Source organism: Actinoplanes sp. NPDC051405 (assembly GCF_055586185.1).
Window position 1 is genome coordinate 1 of sequence record NZ_JBVJIR010000016.1, and the last position, 20,547, is coordinate 20,547.

Here is a 20,547-nt window from a genome sequence, read left to right on the forward strand (position 1 = left end):
GGCTCACCCCGGCCGTGCCCGTCCGCGGCCTTGGCCGGGCTGATCCGAGTCGTGCCCGTCCGCGGCCTTGGCCGGGCTCACCCCGGCCGTGCCCGCCCGCGGCCTCGGCCGGGCGCGCCCCGGTCGAGCCCGCGACTTGGCCGAGCTCACCCCGGCCGTGCCCGCCCGCGGCCTCGGCCGGGCTCACCCTGGTCGAGCCCGCGACTTGCCCGGGCTCATTCCGGTCCTGCGGCCTGGCCCGGCTGATCCCGGCCATGCCCGCGGCCTGGCCGGGCTGATCAACTTGTCGTGATCTTCAGTGGGCGCAAAAAGGCGCTCCCCGGACCTCATGGTCCGGGGAGCGCCTTTGCAGCAGCGTTGCTCAGCTCTCGAAGACGCCGGCGTCCACGAGGCGCTTCTCGGTCGCGCCCCAGCCGTGCTGCGGGAACGAGGCGTCCAGGCCCTCGATCTCGGCGCGGATCTTGGCGCCGTGGCCGGCGGCCGCGAGGGAGCGGATCTCCTCGACGAAGGCGTCCGAGTCGGTGCGGAGGTGGTTGGTCTTGCCGTTGGTCAGGTTACGCACGTAGGCGAAGCGCCCTTCGGCGAGCGGGATGAGGTACTTGAACTCACCCAGCACGCTCAGGGCCCCGCCCTGACCGGCCTGGCCGGCGCGGACTGATGCGCGGGCGGTCTTTGAGGTGTTGCTGGCCACGGCGGTACTCCTAGCTAGGTATTCCTCGGCAAAGTTGTCGGCAGAAAATGCCGCAGCCAGCCTACACGAACCCGGCATGGCCGTGCCGCCGGACGGGGTTCGGCCGTTAGGTCAGGTGTGCCTCGACGGCCATTCACATGTCGATATTGCGGTTTCTCTGGCGCACCATCCGTACCACCCGGCATCATGGAGCACGATCAACCGCGGTCGAGGTCGTAGGGGAAGACGCACCTCGGTCTCCGGGAGGTCACCGTGCCAACGTGTGGCGTCGTATACGTCCACTCGACTCCACTCGCCGTGTGCCAGCACGTCGAGTGGGCGATCGCGCGCGTCCTGACCGCGCCGGTCAATCTGCACTGGACGGCGCAGCCGGTAGACCCCGGCATGCGGCGTTCCGAGTGCAGCTGGACCGGACGGCCCGGGACTGGCGCCGAGCTGGCTGCTGCCCTCCGGCAGTGGCCCATGATCCGTTTCGAGGTCACCGAGGAACCGAGCCCCGGCGTCGACGGGGAGCGTTTCATGCACGTCCCGGGCCGCGGACTGTTCCGCGGCACCATCGGGGCGTCCGGTGACATCCAGATCGGTGAGGATCGGCTGCGGGCCATCATGGCCGCGGCCAAGGCTCCGGAGGCGCTTTCGCATGCCCTGGAGAAGGCGCTGGGCACGGCGTGGGACGCCGAGCTCGAGCCGTACCGCTACGCCGGGGACGGCGCGCCGGTCACCCTGCTCACCCGGGTGGGCTGACCCGACGCCAGGTAGTGGTCCTGCGTCACGTGGCCGGACCATGGGCGGGTGACCGCACCGGTCACCGGCCGATTGTGGGGGACCGGGGCGCTGGCCTACGCCGTTCCCTTGCCCGCGGGACGTTGTGCCGGCGAGGCCCTGCCTCGCCGATGGACCGCTTGCTGGCCTCGCAGTGTGGCTCACCCCAGGATCAGCGTCGGCAGGAAAGGCGCACGCGACCGCCGATCTCCCGTCGACCTTGCCGTCCGGCACGAAAGTCGGCCGTAACCTCCCCCTCAACGGCACGTCGGCGGGGTCGGCCCGCGCGTTGTCAAGGGGGTGTTCCTGCCCCCGTTCTTGGGGTGGACCCGTTTGTGCACGCGCTCGGGAGCTGATCGAATGGCAGCCGTGAAGAGGGCGTTTCGCGTTGCTGTGGCCGTACCCGTGGCTTTGTCTCTGCTGGCCGGGTGCGGCAGCAGTGATGCGCCGCAGCAGCCGCGACCCGCTCCGGGCTCCGCGTCTCCCGCCGCTCCCGCGCCTTCCATCAGCGCTGCCCCCACCGGCGATCCTGCCGCCCGGGCGCGCGAAGCCGTCAAGACCTTCACCGACGCCCAGCTGGCCGGCCAGGTGCTGATGCCCTACGCCTACGGCGACACCGCCGACCGGGTCGACGAGACGGCCGCCGCCGGCAACAAGCGGATCGCCGGCGTGGACACTCCCGCCGAGATGGTCACCAAGTTCGGCCTCGGCGGGCTGATCCTGGTCGCGTTCACCCCCGACGACCCGACCGGTGCCACCAATCCGGCCACGAATGTGGACAATCCGCAGCAGGTGCGGGCGCTGACCGACGGCCTGCAGCGGGTGGCGACCGGCCTGCCCGGCGGGGCGCCGCTGCTGATCGGCACCGATCAGGAGTACGGCGTGGTCACCCGGGTGAAAACCGGCGTGACCCTGCTGCCGTCCGCGATGGCGTTCGGGGCGGCGGGTAAACCGGAGCTGACCGAGGGCGCCTGGCGGGCGGCCGGCACGGAGCTGGCCGCGATGGGGATCAACCTCGACTTCGCCCCGGTCGCCGACACGCTGGGGCCGCAGGGCAGTTCGGTGATCGGCTCGCGGTCGTTCGGCGCCGATCCGAAGGCGAATGCCGCCCAGGTCGAGGCCGCTGTGCGCGGGATCCAGGGCGCCGGGGTGACCGCGGCGCTCAAGCATTTCCCTGGTCATGGGCACACCACTGGGGACAGCCACGACGACCTGCCGGTGGTCGCGCAGAGCCGGCCCAAGTGGGAGAGCGAGGACCGGCCGCCGTTCGCCGCCGGGATCGCCGCGGGTGCCGGCGTGGTCATGTCCGGGCACCTGGATGTCGAAGGCCTGGACAAGGGTGTCGCCGCGACGTTCTCGCGCAAGATCATGACAGATGTCCTGCGGGGTGAGCTGAAGTTCGGCGGGGTGGCGATCACCGACGCCATGAACATGCCGCCCGCGATGAAGTGGCCGGCGGGCGAGGCGGCGGTCCGCGCGCTGAACGCCGGGAACGACATCCTGCTCATGCCGCCGGACCTGGCCGGCGCGCGGGACGGCATCCTGGCCGGGCTCAAGGACGGCAGCCTCAAGCGGGAACGGCTCGTCGAGGCGGTCACCCGCGTCCTCACGCTCAAGTTCCGTACCGCCGCGCAGGTGCGGCCGGAGCTGTCCGCGCTCGGTTCGGCCGAGCACGTGCGGGCCGTCGGCGCCGCTGACGCGGCCGCGATCACCCTGCTCAAGGGCCCGTGTGCCGGGCCGCTGGTGTCCGGGCCGGTCACGGTCACCGCGTCCGGCGGCCGGGAGGCCGCCCGGATCGCCCTGGTCAAAGCGTTGCAGGACGCGGGCGTCACGGTCCAGGCCGCGGGTGGCAAGGTCGTGCACCTCGTCGGGTACGGCGACCGGCAGATCGACCTCAGCCCGGACGCGACGATCACCGTCATCATGGACACTCCCCAGCTGCTGGCCGGGTCGCGATCGCCGACGCTGCTAGCGACCTACTCGTCCAGCCCGCTCGCGCTCACGGCCCTGGCCGCGGTGCTCGCCGGCAAAGCGGCGGCGCCGGGCAGATCCCCGGTGGCGGTCGGCAAGCTACCGCGCAGCGCGTGCGTCAAGTGAGCCGCCGATAGCGCCCCGGCGCTGACCCGTGCCGGCGCCGGAACGCGGTGGCGAAGGCGAACTCGGAGGCGTAGCCGACCCGGTGCGCGACGGTGGCCACAGTGGCGTCCGAGTCGCGCAGCAGCCGTGCCGCCACGGTCATTCGCCACCAGGTCAGGTAGGCCAGCGGTGGCCGGCCGACCAGGGCGTTGAAGCGACGGGCGAAGGGCGCCCGGGACAGCCCGGCGTGCGCGGCGAGTGTGGCCACCGTCCAGGGGCGGCCAGGGTCCTCATGCATGGCGTGCAGGGCGGCGGCGGTCACCGGGTCGCGCAGGGCCGCTGCCCAGCCGGTCGGTGCGGCGGGCTGCTCGGCGTACCAGCGGCGCAGCAGGTAGAGCAGGAGCATCTCCAGCAGCGCGGGCACGACGGCGTCCGTGCCGAGGCGGGGATGTTCGAGCTCGGCGGTGAGCAGGCCGACGGCGGCGCGCAGTTCGTCGGTGGGGCTGAGGTGGATCACTTCCGGTAGGTCGTGGACCAGCGGGTGGACCTGGGCCGGGTCGATCTCGTAAGCGCCGCAGAGCGTGACCACCTCCTGCCCGTGCGGCCGTCGCGCGGGCTCCGCAATGCCGGCGCCGGGCACCGACCCGGGACGGGACCATCCGTGCGGCCGTCGCGCGGGCTCCGCATTGCCGGCGCTGGGCACCGACCCCGGACGGGACCACTCGGGCGGCTGCGGCGGCGAAGCGTTCGTGCACGGGGCGGGCACGGCGTCCGGCCTGTCGGCGAGGGCGTGCGCACGACCGTGCGGCCGGAACACGACATCTCCGGCGCGGAGCCGCACCGGCGCGGCACCACCCGGCGGAAGCAGCCACGGCGACCCCCGGAGAACCACCTGGAAGCCCATCGCCCCGGGCACCTCGGCGAACTCCTGCGCCCAGGGCGCATCCCACCCGAGCAACATCGACCGCGGCCGCCCGGTCCGCTGCACGGCGAGCACATCACTGAGCACATCCATCGCCGCACCCGCCGAGACGATCGCGAAGGTTTCCAGGACTTGAAAGCATAGGACGTCCTCACCGACCCGCCTACGGTCGGTGGTCATGAGAGCTGCGCGCATCCACGAGTACGGCGGCCCGGACGTCATCCGCGTCGAGGACATCCCCGAGCCGCTCCCGGGACCCGGCGAGGTGCTGATCCGCGTGGCCGCCACGTCTCTGAACCCAACCGAGACGGCGCTGCGTTCCGGCTTGCTCGCAACGATGTTTCCGGTCGTACTGCCGGTGACCCTGGGCTGGGACGTCGCGGGCACCGTCGACGGCGACCCGGTTCTCGGAATGCTCGACACCGGCGCGGCCGCCGAGTTCGCCGTAGCCCCGGCTGCGTCCCTGGTCCGAGCTCCGGCCACCGTCCCGCTCGCCGACGCGGCTGCCCTGCCACTGGCCGGGATGACCGCCTGGCAGACCGTCACCGAGCACGCCGCGATCACCCCGGGCGAACGTGTCCTGGTCAACGGTGCAGGTGGCGGCATCGGCGGCTTCACGGTCCAGCTCGCCAAGCACGCGGGCGCGTACGTGCTGGCCACCGCAAGCCCCCGCAGCGCCGTGACGGTCCGGAGCCTCGGCGCCGACGAGGTGCTCGACTACACCGCCGGCCCGTTGACGGTGGGGGAGCCGGTCGACGCCGTGCTGAACTGTGCGGCGATCGACCCCGCCGCCGCGGCCGCACTCGTGCCCCTGGTCCGGCGGGGCGGCCGGATCATCACGGTCGCCACCCCGATCGAGTCGTCCGCGTCGGTGACCGCCCGGCACATGGTCACCCGCAACGATCCGGCCGGCCTGGCCACGCTGGTGCGGCTGGTGGACGAAGGCATGCTGCGGCTGGTGATCACTGACCGCCGTACGCTCGGCGATCTGCCGGAGCTGCACCGGCTCGCGGAATCAGGCGGCACACACGGCAAGATCATCGTGACACCGTCGCGCTGACCGGGTCAGAGCGGGATGTTGCCGTGCGCGCCGCGGGCCGCCGGGGCCGCTGCCAGGGCTTCCGCGATGCGGCGGCGGGTCTGGTCCGGCGTGATCACGTCGTCCACCACGCCGATCTCCAGGGCCCGGTTGACCCCGCCGGCCGTGTGCAGCTGCTCCTCGACCAGCGTCTCGCGGAGCGCCTCGCGCTGCTCGTGCGGGGCTGCCGCCAGCCGCTTGCGGTGCAGGATGTTCACGGCCGCGCTCGCGCCCATGACCGCGATCTCCGCTGTCGGCCAGGCGAACACGGCCGTGGCGCCCAGCGCGCGGGAGTTCATCGCGATGTACGCGCCGCCGTACGCCTTGCGGGTCACCAGCGTCACCCGCGGCACGACCGCCTCGGCGAACGCGTGCAGCAGCTTCGCGCCGCGGCGGACCACACCGTCCCACTCCTGGCCGAGGCCGGGCAGATACCCGGGTACGTCCACCAGCACGATCAGCGGTACGCCCAGCGAGTCGCACATCCGCACGAACCGGGCGGCCTTCTCGGCACTGGACGCGTCCAGGCAGCCACCGAGGCGCAGCGGGTTGTTGGCGATGACACCGACCGTACGACCACCGAAGCGGCCCAGCGTCGTCGACACGTTCGGCGCCCACTTGGCGTGCAACTCCACGCCGGGCTCGTCGAGCAGCGCCCGCACCACCGGCTTCACGTCGTACGCCCGGTTGGCCTGGGCCGGCATGGCCTGGGCCAGGTCGTGGCCCGGCGTGCTGCCCCCCGCGACGTCCGCCGGGGTGAGCCGGCCCTGCCGGCCGAGCAGGACGGTCAGCTTGCGTGCCTCGGCCAGCGCGCTCTCGTCGTCCTTGGTGGTGATGTGCACGACGCCGGAGCGGCGGCCGTGCGGCTCGGGACCGCCGAGGCGTTCCATGTCGACCTGCTCACCGGTGACGCTGCGGACCACTTCCGGCCCGGTCACGAAGATCCGTCCGGCCTTGCTCATGATCACGATGTCGGTCAGCGCCGGACCGTAGGCCGCGCCGCCGGCGGCCGGGCCGAGGACCACGGAGATCTGCGGTACGCGCCCCGACGCGCGAACCATCGCCGCGAAGATCTGACCCACCCCGTCCAGCGCGACCACGCCCTCGGCGAGCCGCGCCCCGCCGGAGTGCCAGAGTCCCAGCACCGGCACCCGCTCGCGAACCGCGGTGTCGATCGCGTCGACCACATGCCGGCAGCCGTCGACACCCATCGCGCCGCCCATCCGGGTGGCATCGGTGGCGAAGGCGATCGCCGGCGTGCCGTCGACCTCACCCCGGGCCCACAGCACACCCGAGTCGTCCGCCGGAGCGAGCAAGCGCAGGGTGCCGCTGTCGAACAGCGCCCGCAGGCGAACCTGCGGATCACGGGTGTCAATGGTGGGATCGGCGGGCGATGAGGTCGTGGTCACAGCGCTTCTCCTAACGGTTCGCCGCGCGGGGTGAGGAACCGGACGGTCGCCGCGCGGGATGGAGACCGGGGCCGCGCGGCGTGCGGGACAGGACCGGACCGGTCGCCGCGCGGGGGTTGCGGCCGGTTCGCGTGAGGTGAGGGACCGGACCGGTGGCCCGGCGGGGTTGCGGCCGGTTCGCGGGAGGTGAGGGACCGGACCGGTCGCCGCGCGGGGTGCGGCCGGTTCGCGTGAGGTGAGGGACCGGACCGGTGGCCCGGCGGGGTTGCGGCCGGTTCGCGTGAGGTGAGGGACCGGACCGGTCGCCGCGCGGGGTGCGGCCGGTCCGCGTGAGGTGAGGGACCGGACCGGTCGCCGCGCGGGGTGCGGCCGGTCCGCGTGAGGTGAGGGACCGGACCGGTCGCCGCGCGGGGTTGCAACCGGTCCGCACGGTGTGAGGAACCGGTCACCGCGCCGAACAGAAGGTAGGACCGCACGGCTTGAGGAACCGGCCGGTCACTGCGCGGGATGGGAACCGGAACCCATCGCCACGCGGGATAGAGACCGGGCCGCGCGGGTGAGGGCCGGACCGATCGCTGCGCGGCATGGAGACCGGGCCGCGCGGGGTGAGGAATTGGACCGGTCACCGCGCCGGACAAAGACCGGGCCGCGCGTCGTGAGAGACCGGATCCGGTCACCGCGCGGGCGAAGTCCGGACCGCGCCCCGCGAGGACCGATCGGTCACGGCGCGGGCGAAGTCCGAACCGTGACCCGCGAGGACCGGCCGGTCACCGCGCGGCGCGAGAATCCGACCGCGCGGTGATCGGCCGGACCGTCACGCGCGGGTGAAGACCAGGGCCACGTTGTGTCCGCCGAAGCCGAACGAGTTGTTCAGCGCCGCCGGGATGTCGAGCTGGCGGGCCTTGTGGGCGGCCACGTCCAGCGCCAGCTTGTCGTCGGGGTCGTCCAGGTTGATGGTCGGGGGGACGACGCTGTCGCGGATCGCCAGGATGGTGGCGATCGACTCCAGGGCGCCGGCCGCGCCGAGCAAATGCCCGGACATGGACTTGGTGGAGGTCAGGACCGGGTGGTCGCCGACCGCCGTGAGCAGCGCGGCGATCTCCGTCATGTCCCCGGCCGGGGTGGAGGTCGCGTGCGCGTTGACGTGCACGATGTCGGCCTTGGTGAGACCCGCGTCCTCGATCGCCCGGCGGATGGCCCGGATCGCGCCGGCGCCCTCGGGGTGCGGCTGCACGATGTCGTAGCCGTCCGAGGTGATGCCGGCCCCGGCCAGCCGCGCGTAGATCGTCGCGCCGCGGGCGATGGCGTGGTCGGCGCGCTCGAGGACGAGCGCTCCCGCGCCCTCGCCGAGCACGAAGCCGTCGCGGCCCTTGTCCCACGGCCGGGATGCCTTCTCCGGCTCGTCGTTGCGGGTCGACATGGCCCGCATCGAGGCGAAACCGGCGATCGGCAGCGGGTGGATCACGGCCTCGGTGCCGCCGGCCATGACCACGTCCGCCCGGCCGGACCGGATGATGTCCAGGCCCAGCGACAGGGCCTCGGCGCCGGTCGCGCAAGCGCTGGCCATCGAGTGGACGCCCGCCTGGGCGCCGAGCTCGAGGCCGACCCAGGCGGCGGGGCCGTTGGGCATCAGCATCGGCACGGTGTGCGGGCTGACCCGGCGCGGCCCGGAGGCCTCCAGGATGTCGTCCTGGTTGAGCAGGGTCTGCGCACCGCCTATGCCGCTGCCGAAGCTCACGGCGAAGCGCTCCGGGTCGAGCCCGGAGTCCTTCAGGCCGGCGTCGGCCCAGGCCTGGTGGGCGGCGATCAGCGCGATCGCCTCGGAGCGGTCCAGCCGGCGCAGCTTGACCCGTTCCATCACCTCGGACGGGTCGACGGCGAGCTCCGCGGCGATGCGGACGGGCAACTGCGCGGCCCACTCCTGGGTGAGGGCTCTCACCCCGGAGCGGCCGGCGAGCATGGCGTCCCAGGTGGACGCGACGTCCCCGCCGAGCGGGGTCGTCGCGCCGAGCCCGGTGACGACGACGTCAGTGGTGCTCATGTCAGTGGTTCGCCTCGATGAAGGAGACGGCGTCGCCGACGGTCTTGAGGTTCTGCACCTCGTTGTCGGGGATCTTGACGCCGAACTTCTCCTCGGCGGCCACCACGACCTCGACCATGGACAGCGAGTCGACGTCCAGGTCGTCGGTGAAGGACTTCTCCTCGGCGACGTCGTCCGGGTTCACCCCGGCGACCTCCTCGAGGATCTCGGCGAGGCCGGAAGTGATCTCAGCGCGGGTTGCCATGTTCGGTGGTTCCTCTCGGTGGTGGGAAAAGCTACGGGCAGCGGATGACCTGACCCGCGTATGTGAGGCCGCCGCCGAAGCCGAAGAGCAGGACCGGGGCGCCCGAGGGCACCTCGCGGCGCTCGACGAGCTTGGACAGGGCCAGCGGCACACTCGCCGCGGAGGTGTTGCCGGACTCGACCAGGTCCTTGGCGATGACGACGTCCGGGCCGAGGCCCAGGCGCTTGACGATGCCGTCGATGATGCGGGTGTTGGCCTGGTGCGGCACGAAGGCGGCGAGCTCCTCCGGCCGGACGCCGGCCCGCTCGCACGCCTGCAGGGCGAACGGCGCCAGCGCGGTGGTCGCCCAGCGGAAGACGATCTGACCCTCCTGCTGGATGTACGGCTGCCAACCCTCGATGCGCAGCACGTCGCCCTTCTCCGGGGCCGAGCCCCAGAGCACCGGGCCGACGCCGGGCTGCTCGCCGTCGGGGACCGCGGAGACCACGGCCGCGCCGGCGCCGTCACCGAAGAGCACGGCGGTGGTGCGGTCGGTCCAGTCGGTGACGTCGGAGAGCTTCTCCGCGCCGATGACGATGGCGTTGCGGCTGGCGCCCGCCCGGATCGCGTGGTCGGCGGTGCCGAGGGCGTACGAGAAGCCGGAGCAGGCGGTGTTGAGGTCCATCGCCGCCGGAGCGGTGATGCCCAGCCGGGCGGCGACGCGGGTCGCCACGTTGGGGCAGCGGTCGATGGAGGAGCAGGTGGCCACGACGACCATGTCGATGTCGGCGGCGCTGAGCCCGGAGCCGGCCAGCGCCTTCTCCGCGGCGAAGGTGGCCATGTCGGCGACCGACTCGGCGTCGGCGATGCGGCGCTCGGCGATGCCGACCCGGTCCTTGATCCACGCGTCGTTGGTGTTGACGATCTTGGCCAGATCGTCGTTGGTGACGATGCGCGAGGGCTGGTAGTGGCCCATCGCGACGATGCGGGAACCCGCGGTCATCGTGTTGCTCCTTCGTTCGCGACGGACGTGGTCACTGCTGTTGCCCGCCGATGCGGGCCACCGGCTGGCCGGGGGCCACCGGGTCGTCGTGGTGGGCGAGCCACTCGGTGAGGATCCCGGCGGCGTGCGCGGCGACCTCGACCGGTCCCTGCCGGGTGGTCACCTGGCCGATGACCTGGCCCTGCCGCAGGTCCACGCCCTCGGCCAGGCCCTCGGCGGGCTGGAACAGCCCGGCGCTGGGGGCGACCACGACCCGGAAGAGCGGGGTGGGCTCGTGGGTGGAGACGGTGCCGTGCCGGGCGATGAGGTCGCGGGCGGCGGGCAGGTCGTCCGGGGTGTTGAGGGTGACGATCTCGGGGGCGTTCTCGCCCTTGAGCTCGCGCTTGGCCAGGCCGGCCAGGGTGCCGGCCGGGGGCAGCTCGATGATGCCGGTGACGCCCAGGTCGCGCAGGTTGCGCAGCACCAGGTCCCAGCGGACCGGGGCGGTGACCTGGCGGACCAGGCGGCGCAGCATCTCGCGGCCGTTGTTGACGGCGGCGCCGTCCAGGTCGGACAGCAGGATCCGGGCCGGGTCGGCGACGGGCACGCCGGCGGCGACGGCCCCGAGGGCCCGCTCGGCCGGCGCCATGTACGGCGTGTGGAAAGCCCCCGCAACCTGTAGTGCGATGACCCGGGCCTTGGCCGGCGGCTCGGCGGCGAACTTGGCCAGCGCGTCCAGCCCGCCGGCGGCGACGACCTGACCGGCGCCGTTGCGGTTGGCCGGGTAGAGCCCGTGGCGCTCGATCGCGGCGATCACCTCGTCGGCGTCGCCACCCAGCACGGCGCTCATGCCGGTGGCCTCCAGCGCGCAGGCGGCGGCCATCTCGCGGCCGCGGACCCCGGCGAGGGTGATGGCGGACTCGGCGGACAGCACCCCGGCGAGGGCGGCGGCGCCGAGCTCACCGACGCTGTGCCCGGCGACCAGGGCGACGTCGTGCATCGGCAGGTGCTCGGCGGCGAGCAGGGCAGCCGCGACGAGCAGCGGCTGGGTGCGGGCGGTGTCCTTGATGTCGTCCGCGTCGGCCTCGGTGCCGAGGTGGATCAGGTCGACGCCGGAGAGAGCGGACCACCAGGTCAGCCGGGCCTCGGCCCCGGGCAGGCCGAGCCATCCGGAGAGGAAGCCGGGCTTCTGGGAACCCTGGCCGGGCGAGAGTACGGCGAGCACGGAGTCGACTCTTCCGGATGCGAGGTCGTTCCGGGGTTGCTGCACGGGACCAAACCCTACGACCGGCGTTGTAGCTTTCCTACAAACACCCCCGTGTTTCGCCCAGATTAGGCATGATATCGGGGCTCTTCCGGCGATGCGGGGAGGACCGCGAAGCCCGGTGATTTAGCTCGCAGGGTCGAGGCGCCCGATGGTCAGGGCCATCCGCAGCGCGAACGCGTCCCGGCCGTCCAGCGGCGACAGACTGGTCACCTCGGCAACCCTTTTGAGGCGGTACCGCACGGTGTTCGGGTGCACGAACAGCTCGCGGGCGGCACTTTCCAGCACGCCGCCGGCCGCGAAGAAGGCGTCCAGCGTCTCCAGCAGCCCGCCGCCCGCGCGCGACAGTGCGCCGTACACGTCGTGCCGCAGCGCCCGCCGGGCCTCGGAGTCCCCCGCCATGGCCCGTTCCGGCAGCAGGTCGTCGGCAGCCACCGGGTTCGGGGCGCCGGGCCAGGCGCGCGCCGCCCGGAAGCCGGCCAGGGCGGCCCGGGCCGACTCGGTGGCCTGGTCCAGCGAGGGGACGGCCGGGCCCACCACGATCGGTCCCTCGCCGAAGCTCGTGGCCAGGTGCCCGGCGGCGGCCAGCGGGTCGGCGACCCCGCCGAGCACGACCACCAGCCGGTCGCCGTGCACGCCGCCGATGACCTCGACCCGGGCGCGCCGGGCGGCCCGGTAGACCGAGTGCAGCACCGCGGTGATGTCGCCGCCGGGGGTGCGTCCCACCACCACGGCCACCGGGGGCGCGTCGGCCCAGCCCAGGGCGGCGGCCCGGCTGGCCAGCACGTCCGAGGAGTCGCCGCGCAGCAGGGCGTCGACCAGCAGCGCCTGGAGCCGGGCGTCCCAGGCGCCGCGCGACTCGGCGGCGCGGGCGTAGACCCGGGCGGCCGAGAAGGCGATCTCCCGGGAGAACTTGAGGATGGCGACCGCGAGGGCCTCCTCCTCGCCGGCCGCGGCCAGGCTGGTCACCTCGGCCTCGGCCACGTCGATGGTGACCTTGATGAGGGCGACGGTCTGGGTCAGCGTGATCGAGCGGGCCAGGGCGCGCGGGGCGGCGGCGAAGACCTCGTCGGAGATCTCCTGGGTGCCGGCCGCGGTGCCGCCCGAGCGCAGCCACTCGACCAGCGAGCGGACGCCGGCCTGGGCGACCAGCATGACCCACGAGCGCTGGTCGGCCGGCAGGGCCCGGAACCAGGGCAGGGTCTCGTCCATCCGGGCGACGCTGGCGCTGGCCAGGGCTCCGGCGCGGCGCTCGACGCGGCGCAGGGTCGCGGCCAGCGGGGGGCGTTTCGCCGTACCGCCGGGTTTCGCCTCCTCTGCCACCCGGCCAGCCTGTCACGACCCGGCTCGCGGGCGGTCGCCGGTGCCTGGCACGTCCTTCCATGGCCGTGACGGGCCTGCTGGCTGTACCGTTCCGCGCGGTTGCCGAGCTTTCTTCATCTGTAACCTTTGGGTTATTTGTCCGATATAGCGGTGCGCCTTCACCGCGATTTCGGTCGGTGACCTGGCAGGGTGTCGTCCTAGCACCGCATGACTCGGGGGCGCGAGGTCTCATGACGGGCGGCGCGGTGCCGATGAGACCGGGTGGTCCGGACGGCGGGCAGGAGAGGGGGCAGGGATGACGGAACGCGAGGACGGCCAGCTGTACGCCGAAGCGGAGCAGGTCGCCGCGGAGGAGCCGTTTCCCTCGGCCGCCTCTTCACAGGCCACCGAGGAGCCGGTCGACGACATCCCGCACCGGGTCGGCTGCCGCACCGAGCTGCGCGGCTGGGCCGGTGCCCACCTGCACGGCGCGGTCCGGCCCCGGCGCCGGGCAGTGAGCCGGGGGCGTCCGCCCGGCCGCTGGTGCTGAAGCGGCGTCCCGCTCACCCTCGTGGGTGACTGACTGCGGTGTGGCGGGCTGGTTCCGGCCCATCACCCGGCCGGTCTCGGCACCGTGTGTGTCCGTGGACGACAAGAGACGACTCATCCTCGACCAGGCCCTGGCCCTCGTCGACGAACACGGCCTCGGTGCCATGTCCATGCGCGCCGTCGCCGAACGGGTCGGGCTCACCTCCATGGCCCTCTACCCGTACGTCGGTGGCAAGGACGCCCTGCTGGACGGGCTCGTCGACCTGCTGCACCTGGAGCTGGGCACCGAGTACGGCGAGGACCCCGGCGACATCGACTGGCGGCAGCGCCTGCGGGCCCTGGGCCGCGCGGTACGGGCGTTGTCCCGGGCGCACCCCGGCGCGTACCCGTTGCTGCTGAACCGCCGCTCCGCCGGCGCCTCCGCCTCCTGGCTGACCGCCGCGCTGCGCGGCTGCCTGCACGACGCCGGCGTGCCGGGCGAGCAGGTGCCGCGGCTGACCCGGATGATCTGTGCGTTCCTGCTCGGCTACACCGTCGGTGAGGTGACCGGCGGACTGCCCGCGGACGAGGCGGCCTGCCACGAGGACGCCGCGGGCGAGTTCGACGCCGACCTGGATGACCTGGTCCGGCTGGTGGAGGTCACCGTTAGCGGCACGTGAGGCCGTTCCGCATCGCCGCCCGGGTGCTGTGGCCTATAAAGAGGCTTATGTCCGACGGGTACGTTCTGGAGCGGTACATCCAGCTGCGCCGCGCCGCGTTCCTGATGTGCGGCGACTGGGCGCTCGCCGATGAGCTGGCCCGGACCACCCTGGCCCGGGTGCTCGCCGATCCCGACATCACCGAGCCGGACCTGTGGGCGTACGCCGATCTGATGGCCGCCTTCAAGAAGCCCCGCGGCCGGCGCGAGCACGTCTTCGTCGCCCCGGAACCAGCCCTGCTGACCGCACCCGTCCCGGCCGACCGGGGCTCGGGAGGCGGTCAGCTGCAACTCGCGACCGCGCCCGCCGAGGTCGACGCCGTGCACACCGTGCTGGTGCTGGACGCGCTGCACGGCCTCAGCCCGCGCTGCCGGGCCGTGCTGGTGCTGCGGCACTTCTGCGGGCTGGCCATCGACGAGACCGCCGACGCCCTCGACCTGGACGACAGCAGGGTGCTCGCCTTCGAGGCGGAGGGGCTGGGCGCGTTCGCGGGCCTGCTGGCCGCCGCCCGGCCGGTGGACGTGCGATGAGTGCGCTGCTCACGGCGGTGCTGGAGAAGGCCTGCGAGAGCGAGCCGCCGCCCGGCGACGCGGTTGCGGACATCAACCGGCGGGCCGACCGGCTGCGCCGCCGCCGGGCCTGGCGTGTGGTGCTGGCCGGCCTGATCGCGGTGGCCCTGGTCGTGCTGCTGGGCTTCGTCCTCACGAACGTCCTGCTGCCCGGGCACAAGGCCCGCTCGACCGCCGCGGTGCCCGTCCCGCAGCCCCGTCCGTCCGCCGTCCTCGACCCGGTGCTGAGCGTGCTGGCCCCGCCGGTGGACGCGAAGGGTTACCGGATCGTGCCGCGCCCGCCCAGCGCGGGCACCGGCTGGCGGCAGTACGCGGTGCTGAACGCGGACGGGGAGCCGCGGGGCCTGGTCGAGGTCGCCGTCTACGACGCGCCGGCCGGGCTCTGCCTGCCCGTGCAGGCCGAGCCGGAGGCCTGCGCCCTGCCGGACCGGACCCGGGGCGGCATCGAGTACGCGCGCTACGCCGAGACCGGCGACGTCGACTGGCAGGTCCACGAGGTGATCGCCCGCCGGGTGGTCGACGGCCGCACGGTGGCGGTGATGGCCACCGGGGAACGGGGCACCGGCAGCGCCGAACTGGGCGAGCCCCCACTGACCACGGTGGAGGTGGCTCAGGTCGCCACGAACCGCCGGTTGCCGGACGCCTTCGGGGTGGGGGAGCGTTGCAACGTTCCCGCCCCCGCCTGCCCCATCCTGCGGGTCCCGGTGCGTCCGGCCGGTTGAGGTCAGACCCGGCGGCGGATCAGGTAGGCGATGCCGCCCAGGCCCAGCAGGATCGTGAGCAGGACCGCGCCGTTGAGCAGGTACAGCCGGCGCATGTCGGCCAGCACGTCGTTGACGCCCTCGACCGGGTCCAGCTCCTCGGCCTGCACGTCCTCGCCGATGCCGCCGCCGATGCCGCCGCTGACCACGTCCGGCTTCTCCTTGAGCGGCACGCCGCTCAGGCGCAGCGACTCACTCATGGTCAGCCGCCCGTAGAACCACCCGGCCGTCTTCTTGCCGGTCGGCTGCTTCGCCGGCCGGAACGCCCGCGGGCCACCGGCGGCGTTCGGGTAGAGCTCGTAGGTCTGATTGGCCTTGTCCTTGATCAGCACGGTGACCGTGAACTTGGGACCGAGCTTCTTCGCCTCCGGCTTGGAGGTGGTCGGCGCCGTGGTCGCCAGCCAGCTGACCTCGCTGAGCAGTTGCTTGAACAGGTCCGGCCGCTCACTCTGCTGCACCGTCACAGTGCCGCCGGGGAACTTGCCGGCGATCTGCACCGCCGTCGGCTTGGCCGGCGCCTTGGGCGCGGCCGGCGCGGCCGGCGCGGCCGGCGCGGCCTGCGCAGCGCCCGGTGCGGCCACTCCCGCGCTCAGCGCGACACTCGCCGCGAGCACTCCGGTCGCCGACAGCAATCGGGCGATCACCCCTTGAACCACCGTCCGGCCTCCCCGCCCCGTGGATGACATGCATGCGCCGACCGGAACGACGCGTCCGGAAGGGACTCGTCGCCGGCACGGCCCAGTCCTCACAGCCTCCCCGCAGATCGTCTCGGCCGCATCTCGGAACGGGACGAATTGGAGCTATCTGGGATCGACTGCGTCGGTGGACCTTGGCCGCTGATCAGCGGGCGAATAGTACCCAGGGAGGGCAAGCCGAGGGGGTTCCGGTCACCCGTGCTGCTGACGTTCATACCCCTTTGACGGGCTGAACTGGCCAGGACGTTGCCTGGTGAGGTACGCGCGCGCCGTCATCGAAGCGCGCGCGTACCGAAATGGTCACGAAACCTCAGGCCAGGCGGGACCGGGCCGCCGACAGCCGGGCCAGGGTCCGTTCGCGGCCCAGCACCTCCAGCGATTCGAACAGCGGCAGACCCACCGTGCGGCCGGTGGTCGCGACGCGTACCGGTGCCTGGGTCTTGCCCAGCTTGAGCCCGCGCTCCTCGCCGACCCGCTCGAGGGCGGCCTTCAGCGGCTCGGCCGACCACGTCTCCAGCGCGCCGAACGCCGCGACGGCGGCGTCCAGGATGTCGCCCGCGCCCTCCTTCATCGCCTTGTTCCACGACTGCTCGTCGCGGACCGGCTCGGCCAGGAAGAGGAAGTCGACGTAGTCGACGATCTCGCTGAGCACGGCGATGCGGGTCTGCGCCAGCGGCGCCACCGCGGCGAACACGGTGGAGTCGAACGCCGACGGCTCCCACGGCGGTGCCGGGATCGTGTCGGTGCCGCCCAGCCAGGGCGCGCACACCGCGGCGAACTCCTCGGCGTCCAGGGCCCGGATGTAGTCGCCGTTGAACGCCCGCAGCTTCTTCACGTCGAAGAACGCGGGGGAGTGGCTGACGTCCTCGAGTCGGAACTCCTCCTCGACGACCGACCACGGCACGATCTCGCGGTCGCCGGAGGGCGCCCAGCCGAGCAGCATCAGGTAGTTGCGCATGGCGGCGGCGAGATAGCCCTCGTCGCGGTACGACTCCAGGGCCACCTTGTCGCGCCGCTTGGAGAGCTTCTGCCGCTTCTCGTTGACGATGACCGGCACGTGGCCCCACACCGGGGGCTTGACCCCGAGCGCCTCCCAGAGCAGCTGCTGCTTCGGGGTGTTGGGCAGGTGCTCCTCGGCCCGGATGACGTGGGTGATCCCCATGGTCATGTCGTCCACGACGTTGGCCAGCAGGAAGACGGCCGAGCCGTCGCTGCGGGCGATGACGAAGTCCTCGAGCAGTTTGTTCTCGAAGGTGGGCTCGCCGCGGACCAGGTCGACGACCACGGTCTCGCCCTCGTCGGGCGTGCGGAAGCGCAGCGCCCGGCCCTCGCCGGGACCCAGCGCCCGGTCGCGGCAGAAGCCGTCGTAGCCGATGTGCGTGTTGCCGGTGCGGGCGATCACAGCGTCGCGAGTGCAGTCGCAGTAGTAGGCGCGACCCTCGCCGTAGAGACGGGTCGCGGCGGCGGTGTGCTCGGCGGCGTACGTCGACTGGTAGTAGGGGCCCTCGTAGGAGCCGCGCTCGATGCCGATCCAGTCGAGCGCCGAGAGGATGCCCTCCGTCCATTCCGGACGGTTGCGGGCGGCGTCGGTGTCCTCGATGCGCAGGACGAAGACGCCACCGTTCTGCTGGGCGAAGATCCAGTTCTGCAGCGCCGAGCGGGCACCGCCGACGTGGAACATTCCGGTCGGAGAAGGGGCGAAGCGTACGCGTACTGTCACCCGACCAGCCTACGGCGCTTGTCGAGTCCCTTGTCAGCGACCTTTTATCACGTCTTATATTGACGACTATTAGTTAACCTTCTTAAACTTCAGCGGCCCGATGTCATCCCCGACGGCGCCCCCACGCCGGACAGAGAGGTCCCTGATGAAGAGAAGACTGGCTGCCGCAGCCGCCGCGGTCGCCGTGGTGGCCGCCAGCGCGATCGCCATGCAAGGCACGTCCGAGGCCGCCGTGCTGCCCAACAACTTCAAGAGCGTCGGCTACATGCCGTCCTGGGCCGGCAGCGTCACCAGCATCCAGTACAGCAAGCTCACCCACATCAACTACGCCTTCGTGCTGCCGAACGCCAACGGCACCCTGCAGGCCGTCCCGGACCCGGCCAAGCTGCAGTCGCTGGTCTCGCTCGGACACCAGAACAACGTGAAGGTCGGGCTCGCCCTCGGCGGCTGGAACGACGGCAACGACTCGGCCTTCGAGGCGCTCGCCGGCAACTCCGGCGCCCGCACCACGTTCGTCAACGCCGTCATGGGCCTGGTCGGCCAGTACAACCTGGACGGCATCGACATCGACTGGGAATACCCCGACCCGGGCACCTCGGGCAACAACTACACGGCCCTGATGCAGCAGCTCAGCACCGCCCTGCACGGCCAGGGCAAGCTGCTCACCGCGGCGGTCGTCTCCGAGGGCGGCACGGCCAACGGCGTGCAGCCGGCGGTCTTCGGCATGGTCGACTGGCTCAACATCATGGCGTACGACGGCGGCAGCCCGCACGCCAACTACGACTGGTCGATCGCCAGCGTCAACTTCTGGAAGAACCGCGGCCTACCGGCCGGCAAAGCGGTCCTCGGCGTTCCGTTCTACAGCCGTCCCGGCTACAAGACGTACGCGCAGATCGTCGCGACCAACCCGGCCTTCGCCAACCAGGACTGCGCCACGATCGCGGGCGTGCAGGAGTGCTACAACGGCCTGCCGACGATCCGCCGCAAGACCCAGTGGGCCATGGCCAACGCCGGCGGCATCATGAACTGGGAGCTCTCCCAGGACGCGACCGGCGCCAACTCGCTGGTCAGCGCCATCTACGCAACGGCGACCGGCGGTGGTACGCCGACCACCCCGCCGCCCTCGGGGCGTACCGGCCGGATCACCGGCATCGGCGGCAAATGCGTCGACATCGCCGCGGCGTCGTCGGCCAACGGCACCGCCGTGCAGCTCTACGACTGCAACGGCAGCGCCGCGCAGAGCTGGACCGTCGCGACCGACGGCACGCTGCGCGGGCTGGGCAAGTGCCTGGACGTGGCGGCGGCCGGCACCGCCAACGGCTCGCTGGTGCAGATCTACGACTGCAACGGCACCGGCGCCCAGCAGTGGCAGGCGCAGAGCAACGGCACGCTGCGGAACCCGGTCAGCAACAAGTGCCTGGACGCGTCGAACAACAGCTCGGCCAACGGCACCCGGCTGCAGATCTGGGAGTGCTTCGCCGGTACGAACCAGCGCTGGACCCTGCCCGCGTGACAGCTGATCCGCGCGGTCCGCTGACTCAGGGGACCGCGCGGATCCGTACCACGAGGACCGCGCCGAGCAGGGTGACCACCGCGGTCAGCGCGTACAGCGTGGAATAGCCGCCCAGGTGGGTGACCAGCGGCGCCGCGATGGCCGGCCCGAGCACCTGCGGCGCGGCCGTCGCGATGTTGATCACTCCGAGGTCCTTGGCCCGGTCCACCGCGGCCGGCAGCACCTGGGTGATCAGCGCGGTGTCGACCGCCAGATAGACGCCGTAGCCGGCGCCCAGCAGCACCGAGGCGACCAGGGCCACCGGCCAGGTCGGCCAGATCGCCAGCAGCAGGGCGGCGACCGCGATGACCACACCGGACCACACCACGAAGATCTTGCGGCGCCCGGACCGGTCGGAGAGCCGGCCGCCGAGCACCGCCGTCGCGAGCATGCCCGCCGTGTAGAGCAGGATCATGATCAGCAGCCCGGTGTCCGGGTCGGCCAGCCGGAGCCGGTCGGTGAGGAAATACAGCAGGTAGAGCGTGCCCAGGGCGTTGCCCAGCTGGACCAGGAACCGGGTGCCCCAGGCCCAGCCGAAGTCGGGATGCTCCCGCAGGACCCGCCACAGCCCGGTCCGCGACCGCGGCCGGGCCGGCCCGGCGGGCAGCGGATCGTCCGGGGTGAGCAGCACGAACGGTACGGCGAGCAGCAGCAGTACCAGGGCCATCACCAGGTAACCCGTGGCGACGCCGGTGACCACCGCGGTCACCAGTACCGCGCCGAGCACCAGGCCGAGCGCCTGCGGCATACCGATCCAGCCGGAGACCATGCCCCGCTGCTGCACCGGGACCCGGTCGGGGACCGCCGCGGTCAGCGTGGCCAGCATGATGTTGAGCCCGAGCTGGGTACCGGCCCAGCCCAGCGCGACACCCGCGAGGTGCCGCTGACCGGCCAGGGCCAGCAGCGACAGGGCGGCGATCAGGGCACCGGCCAGCGTCCAGACGTGCCGGCGGCCGTACGACCGGCCGCCGAGGCGCAGCCGGGTCCGGTCGGAGTACAGGCCGGCCAGCGGGTTGACGACGATCGCGACCAGCGCGCCGAGGGCGGTGACCCAGCCCAGCGCGGCTTCCTTGCCCTCGATGCCCAGCTCGCTGATCTGTGCCGGGAGCAGCACCTGCACCGGCGTGAAGAAGGCCATCCACAGACCCAGGTTCGCGGCGGACAGCAGGGCGACCCAGGAGCGGTGGACCGGCCGTACGGGCTCGGCCAGCGCGGCGGGCGCGTCCTGCGTGACGCTCATCGGACCCCCGGAG

Annotated in this window: 19 protein-coding genes; 8 read left to right on the forward strand and 11 right to left on the reverse strand. The window is 72.7% G+C overall.

What is annotated here, in order from left to right; translation table 11 throughout:
* Positions 1–361: 361 nt before the first annotated feature.
* The gene (locus ACZ6S4_RS30445) at positions 362–691 is read right to left on the reverse strand and encodes a hypothetical protein (protein ID WP_451915244.1); all 330 of its coding nucleotides are present in this window, start codon (positions 689–691) and stop codon (positions 362–364) included.
* A gap of 252 nt (positions 692–943) precedes the next feature.
* On the opposite strand from ACZ6S4_RS30445, the gene ACZ6S4_RS30450 reads away from it, so the two are divergent.
* Positions 944–1,435, forward strand: a complete 492-nt coding sequence (locus ACZ6S4_RS30450; protein WP_212991880.1) for a DUF3145 domain-containing protein — start codon at positions 944–946, stop codon at positions 1,433–1,435.
* A 378-nt stretch (positions 1,436–1,813) separates the two neighbouring features.
* Entirely contained in the window at positions 1,814–3,550 is a 1,737-nt protein-coding gene (locus ACZ6S4_RS30455; RefSeq protein WP_465478210.1) for a glycoside hydrolase family 3 protein, read from the forward strand.
* Here the strand turns inward: ACZ6S4_RS30455 and ACZ6S4_RS30460 are convergent.
* Positions 3,543–4,544, reverse strand: a complete 1,002-nt coding sequence (locus ACZ6S4_RS30460; RefSeq protein ID WP_465478211.1) for a cupin domain-containing protein — start codon at positions 4,542–4,544, stop codon at positions 3,543–3,545. The genes ACZ6S4_RS30455 and ACZ6S4_RS30460 overlap by 8 nt on opposite strands.
* 85 nt (positions 4,545–4,629) lie before the next feature.
* Between ACZ6S4_RS30460 and ACZ6S4_RS30465 the strand changes: the two genes are divergently transcribed.
* Positions 4,630–5,511 (forward strand): NADP-dependent oxidoreductase, encoded by an 882-nt coding sequence (locus ACZ6S4_RS30465; protein ID WP_465478212.1) that lies wholly within the window; start codon positions 4,630–4,632, stop codon positions 5,509–5,511.
* Positions 5,512–5,516: 5 nt separating this feature from the next.
* On the opposite strand, the gene ACZ6S4_RS30470 is transcribed toward ACZ6S4_RS30465, so the two are convergent.
* The 6 genes from ACZ6S4_RS30470 to ACZ6S4_RS30495 form a co-directional block, all read right to left on the reverse strand.
* Positions 5,517–6,905: an acyl-CoA carboxylase subunit beta gene (locus tag ACZ6S4_RS30470; protein ID WP_465478426.1), complete on the reverse strand. Its 1,389-nt coding sequence runs from the start codon at positions 6,903–6,905 to the stop codon at positions 5,517–5,519.
* Between the two features lie 847 nt (positions 6,906–7,752).
* Positions 7,753–8,979: a beta-ketoacyl-ACP synthase II gene (gene fabF / locus ACZ6S4_RS30475; protein ID WP_451915240.1), complete on the reverse strand. Its 1,227-nt coding sequence runs from the start codon at positions 8,977–8,979 to the stop codon at positions 7,753–7,755.
* A gap of 1 nt (position 8,980) precedes the next feature.
* Positions 8,981–9,223 carry an acyl carrier protein gene (locus ACZ6S4_RS30480; RefSeq protein ID WP_023359558.1) on the reverse strand — a complete coding sequence of 81 codons (243 nt, stop codon included), beginning with the start codon at positions 9,221–9,223 and terminating at the stop codon, positions 8,981–8,983.
* Between the two features lie 31 nt (positions 9,224–9,254).
* Complete coding sequence (locus tag ACZ6S4_RS30485; protein WP_465478213.1) at positions 9,255–10,205, reverse strand: beta-ketoacyl-ACP synthase III; 951 nt, start codon at positions 10,203–10,205, stop codon at positions 9,255–9,257.
* Positions 10,206–10,236: 31 nt separating this feature from the next.
* On the reverse strand, positions 10,237–11,409 hold the full coding sequence (locus ACZ6S4_RS30490) for an ACP S-malonyltransferase (protein WP_465478214.1): 1,173 nt from the start codon (positions 11,407–11,409) through the stop codon (positions 10,237–10,239).
* Positions 11,410–11,574: 165 nt separating this feature from the next.
* Positions 11,575–12,771 (reverse strand): PucR family transcriptional regulator, encoded by a 1,197-nt coding sequence (locus ACZ6S4_RS30495; protein WP_465478215.1) that lies wholly within the window; start codon positions 12,769–12,771, stop codon positions 11,575–11,577.
* A 295-nt stretch (positions 12,772–13,066) separates the two neighbouring features.
* Between ACZ6S4_RS30495 and ACZ6S4_RS30500 the strand changes: the two genes are divergently transcribed.
* The 4 genes from ACZ6S4_RS30500 (at position 13,067) to ACZ6S4_RS30515 (ending at position 15,288) form a co-directional block, all read left to right on the forward strand.
* Positions 13,067–13,300 (forward strand): hypothetical protein, encoded by a 234-nt coding sequence (locus ACZ6S4_RS30500; protein ID WP_465478216.1) that lies wholly within the window; start codon positions 13,067–13,069, stop codon positions 13,298–13,300.
* A gap of 94 nt (positions 13,301–13,394) precedes the next feature.
* Complete coding sequence (locus tag ACZ6S4_RS30505) at positions 13,395–13,958, forward strand: TetR/AcrR family transcriptional regulator (protein WP_360548477.1); 564 nt, start codon at positions 13,395–13,397, stop codon at positions 13,956–13,958.
* A gap of 47 nt (positions 13,959–14,005) precedes the next feature.
* Positions 14,006–14,527, forward strand: coding sequence for a sigma factor-like helix-turn-helix DNA-binding protein (locus ACZ6S4_RS30510; protein ID WP_465478217.1), 522 nt, complete (start codon positions 14,006–14,008; stop codon positions 14,525–14,527).
* A complete protein-coding gene (locus ACZ6S4_RS30515) occupies positions 14,524–15,288 on the forward strand; it encodes a hypothetical protein (RefSeq protein ID WP_465478218.1) in 765 nt (254 codons plus the stop codon). The genes ACZ6S4_RS30510 and ACZ6S4_RS30515 overlap by 4 nt, the downstream gene beginning before the upstream one ends.
* Positions 15,289–15,290: 2 nt before the next feature.
* On the opposite strand, the gene ACZ6S4_RS30520 is transcribed toward ACZ6S4_RS30515, so the two are convergent.
* Together ACZ6S4_RS30520 and gltX are read right to left on the reverse strand one after the other, a co-directional pair.
* Positions 15,291–15,971 (reverse strand): hypothetical protein, encoded by a 681-nt coding sequence (locus ACZ6S4_RS30520; protein WP_465478219.1) that lies wholly within the window; start codon positions 15,969–15,971, stop codon positions 15,291–15,293.
* Between the two features lie 361 nt (positions 15,972–16,332).
* On the reverse strand, positions 16,333–17,742 hold the full coding sequence (gene gltX, locus ACZ6S4_RS30525; protein WP_465478220.1) for a glutamate--tRNA ligase: 1,410 nt from the start codon (positions 17,740–17,742) through the stop codon (positions 16,333–16,335).
* A gap of 145 nt (positions 17,743–17,887) precedes the next feature.
* Between gltX and ACZ6S4_RS30530 the strand changes: the two genes are divergently transcribed.
* Positions 17,888–19,255 (forward strand): glycosyl hydrolase family 18 protein, encoded by a 1,368-nt coding sequence (locus tag ACZ6S4_RS30530; RefSeq protein WP_465478221.1) that lies wholly within the window; start codon positions 17,888–17,890, stop codon positions 19,253–19,255.
* A 25-nt stretch (positions 19,256–19,280) separates the two neighbouring features.
* On the opposite strand, the gene ACZ6S4_RS30535 is transcribed toward ACZ6S4_RS30530, so the two are convergent.
* Positions 19,281–20,534 carry an MFS transporter gene (locus ACZ6S4_RS30535; RefSeq protein ID WP_465478222.1) on the reverse strand — a complete coding sequence of 418 codons (1,254 nt, stop codon included), beginning with the start codon at positions 20,532–20,534 and terminating at the stop codon, positions 19,281–19,283.
* Between the last annotated feature and the right edge of the window lie 13 nt (positions 20,535–20,547).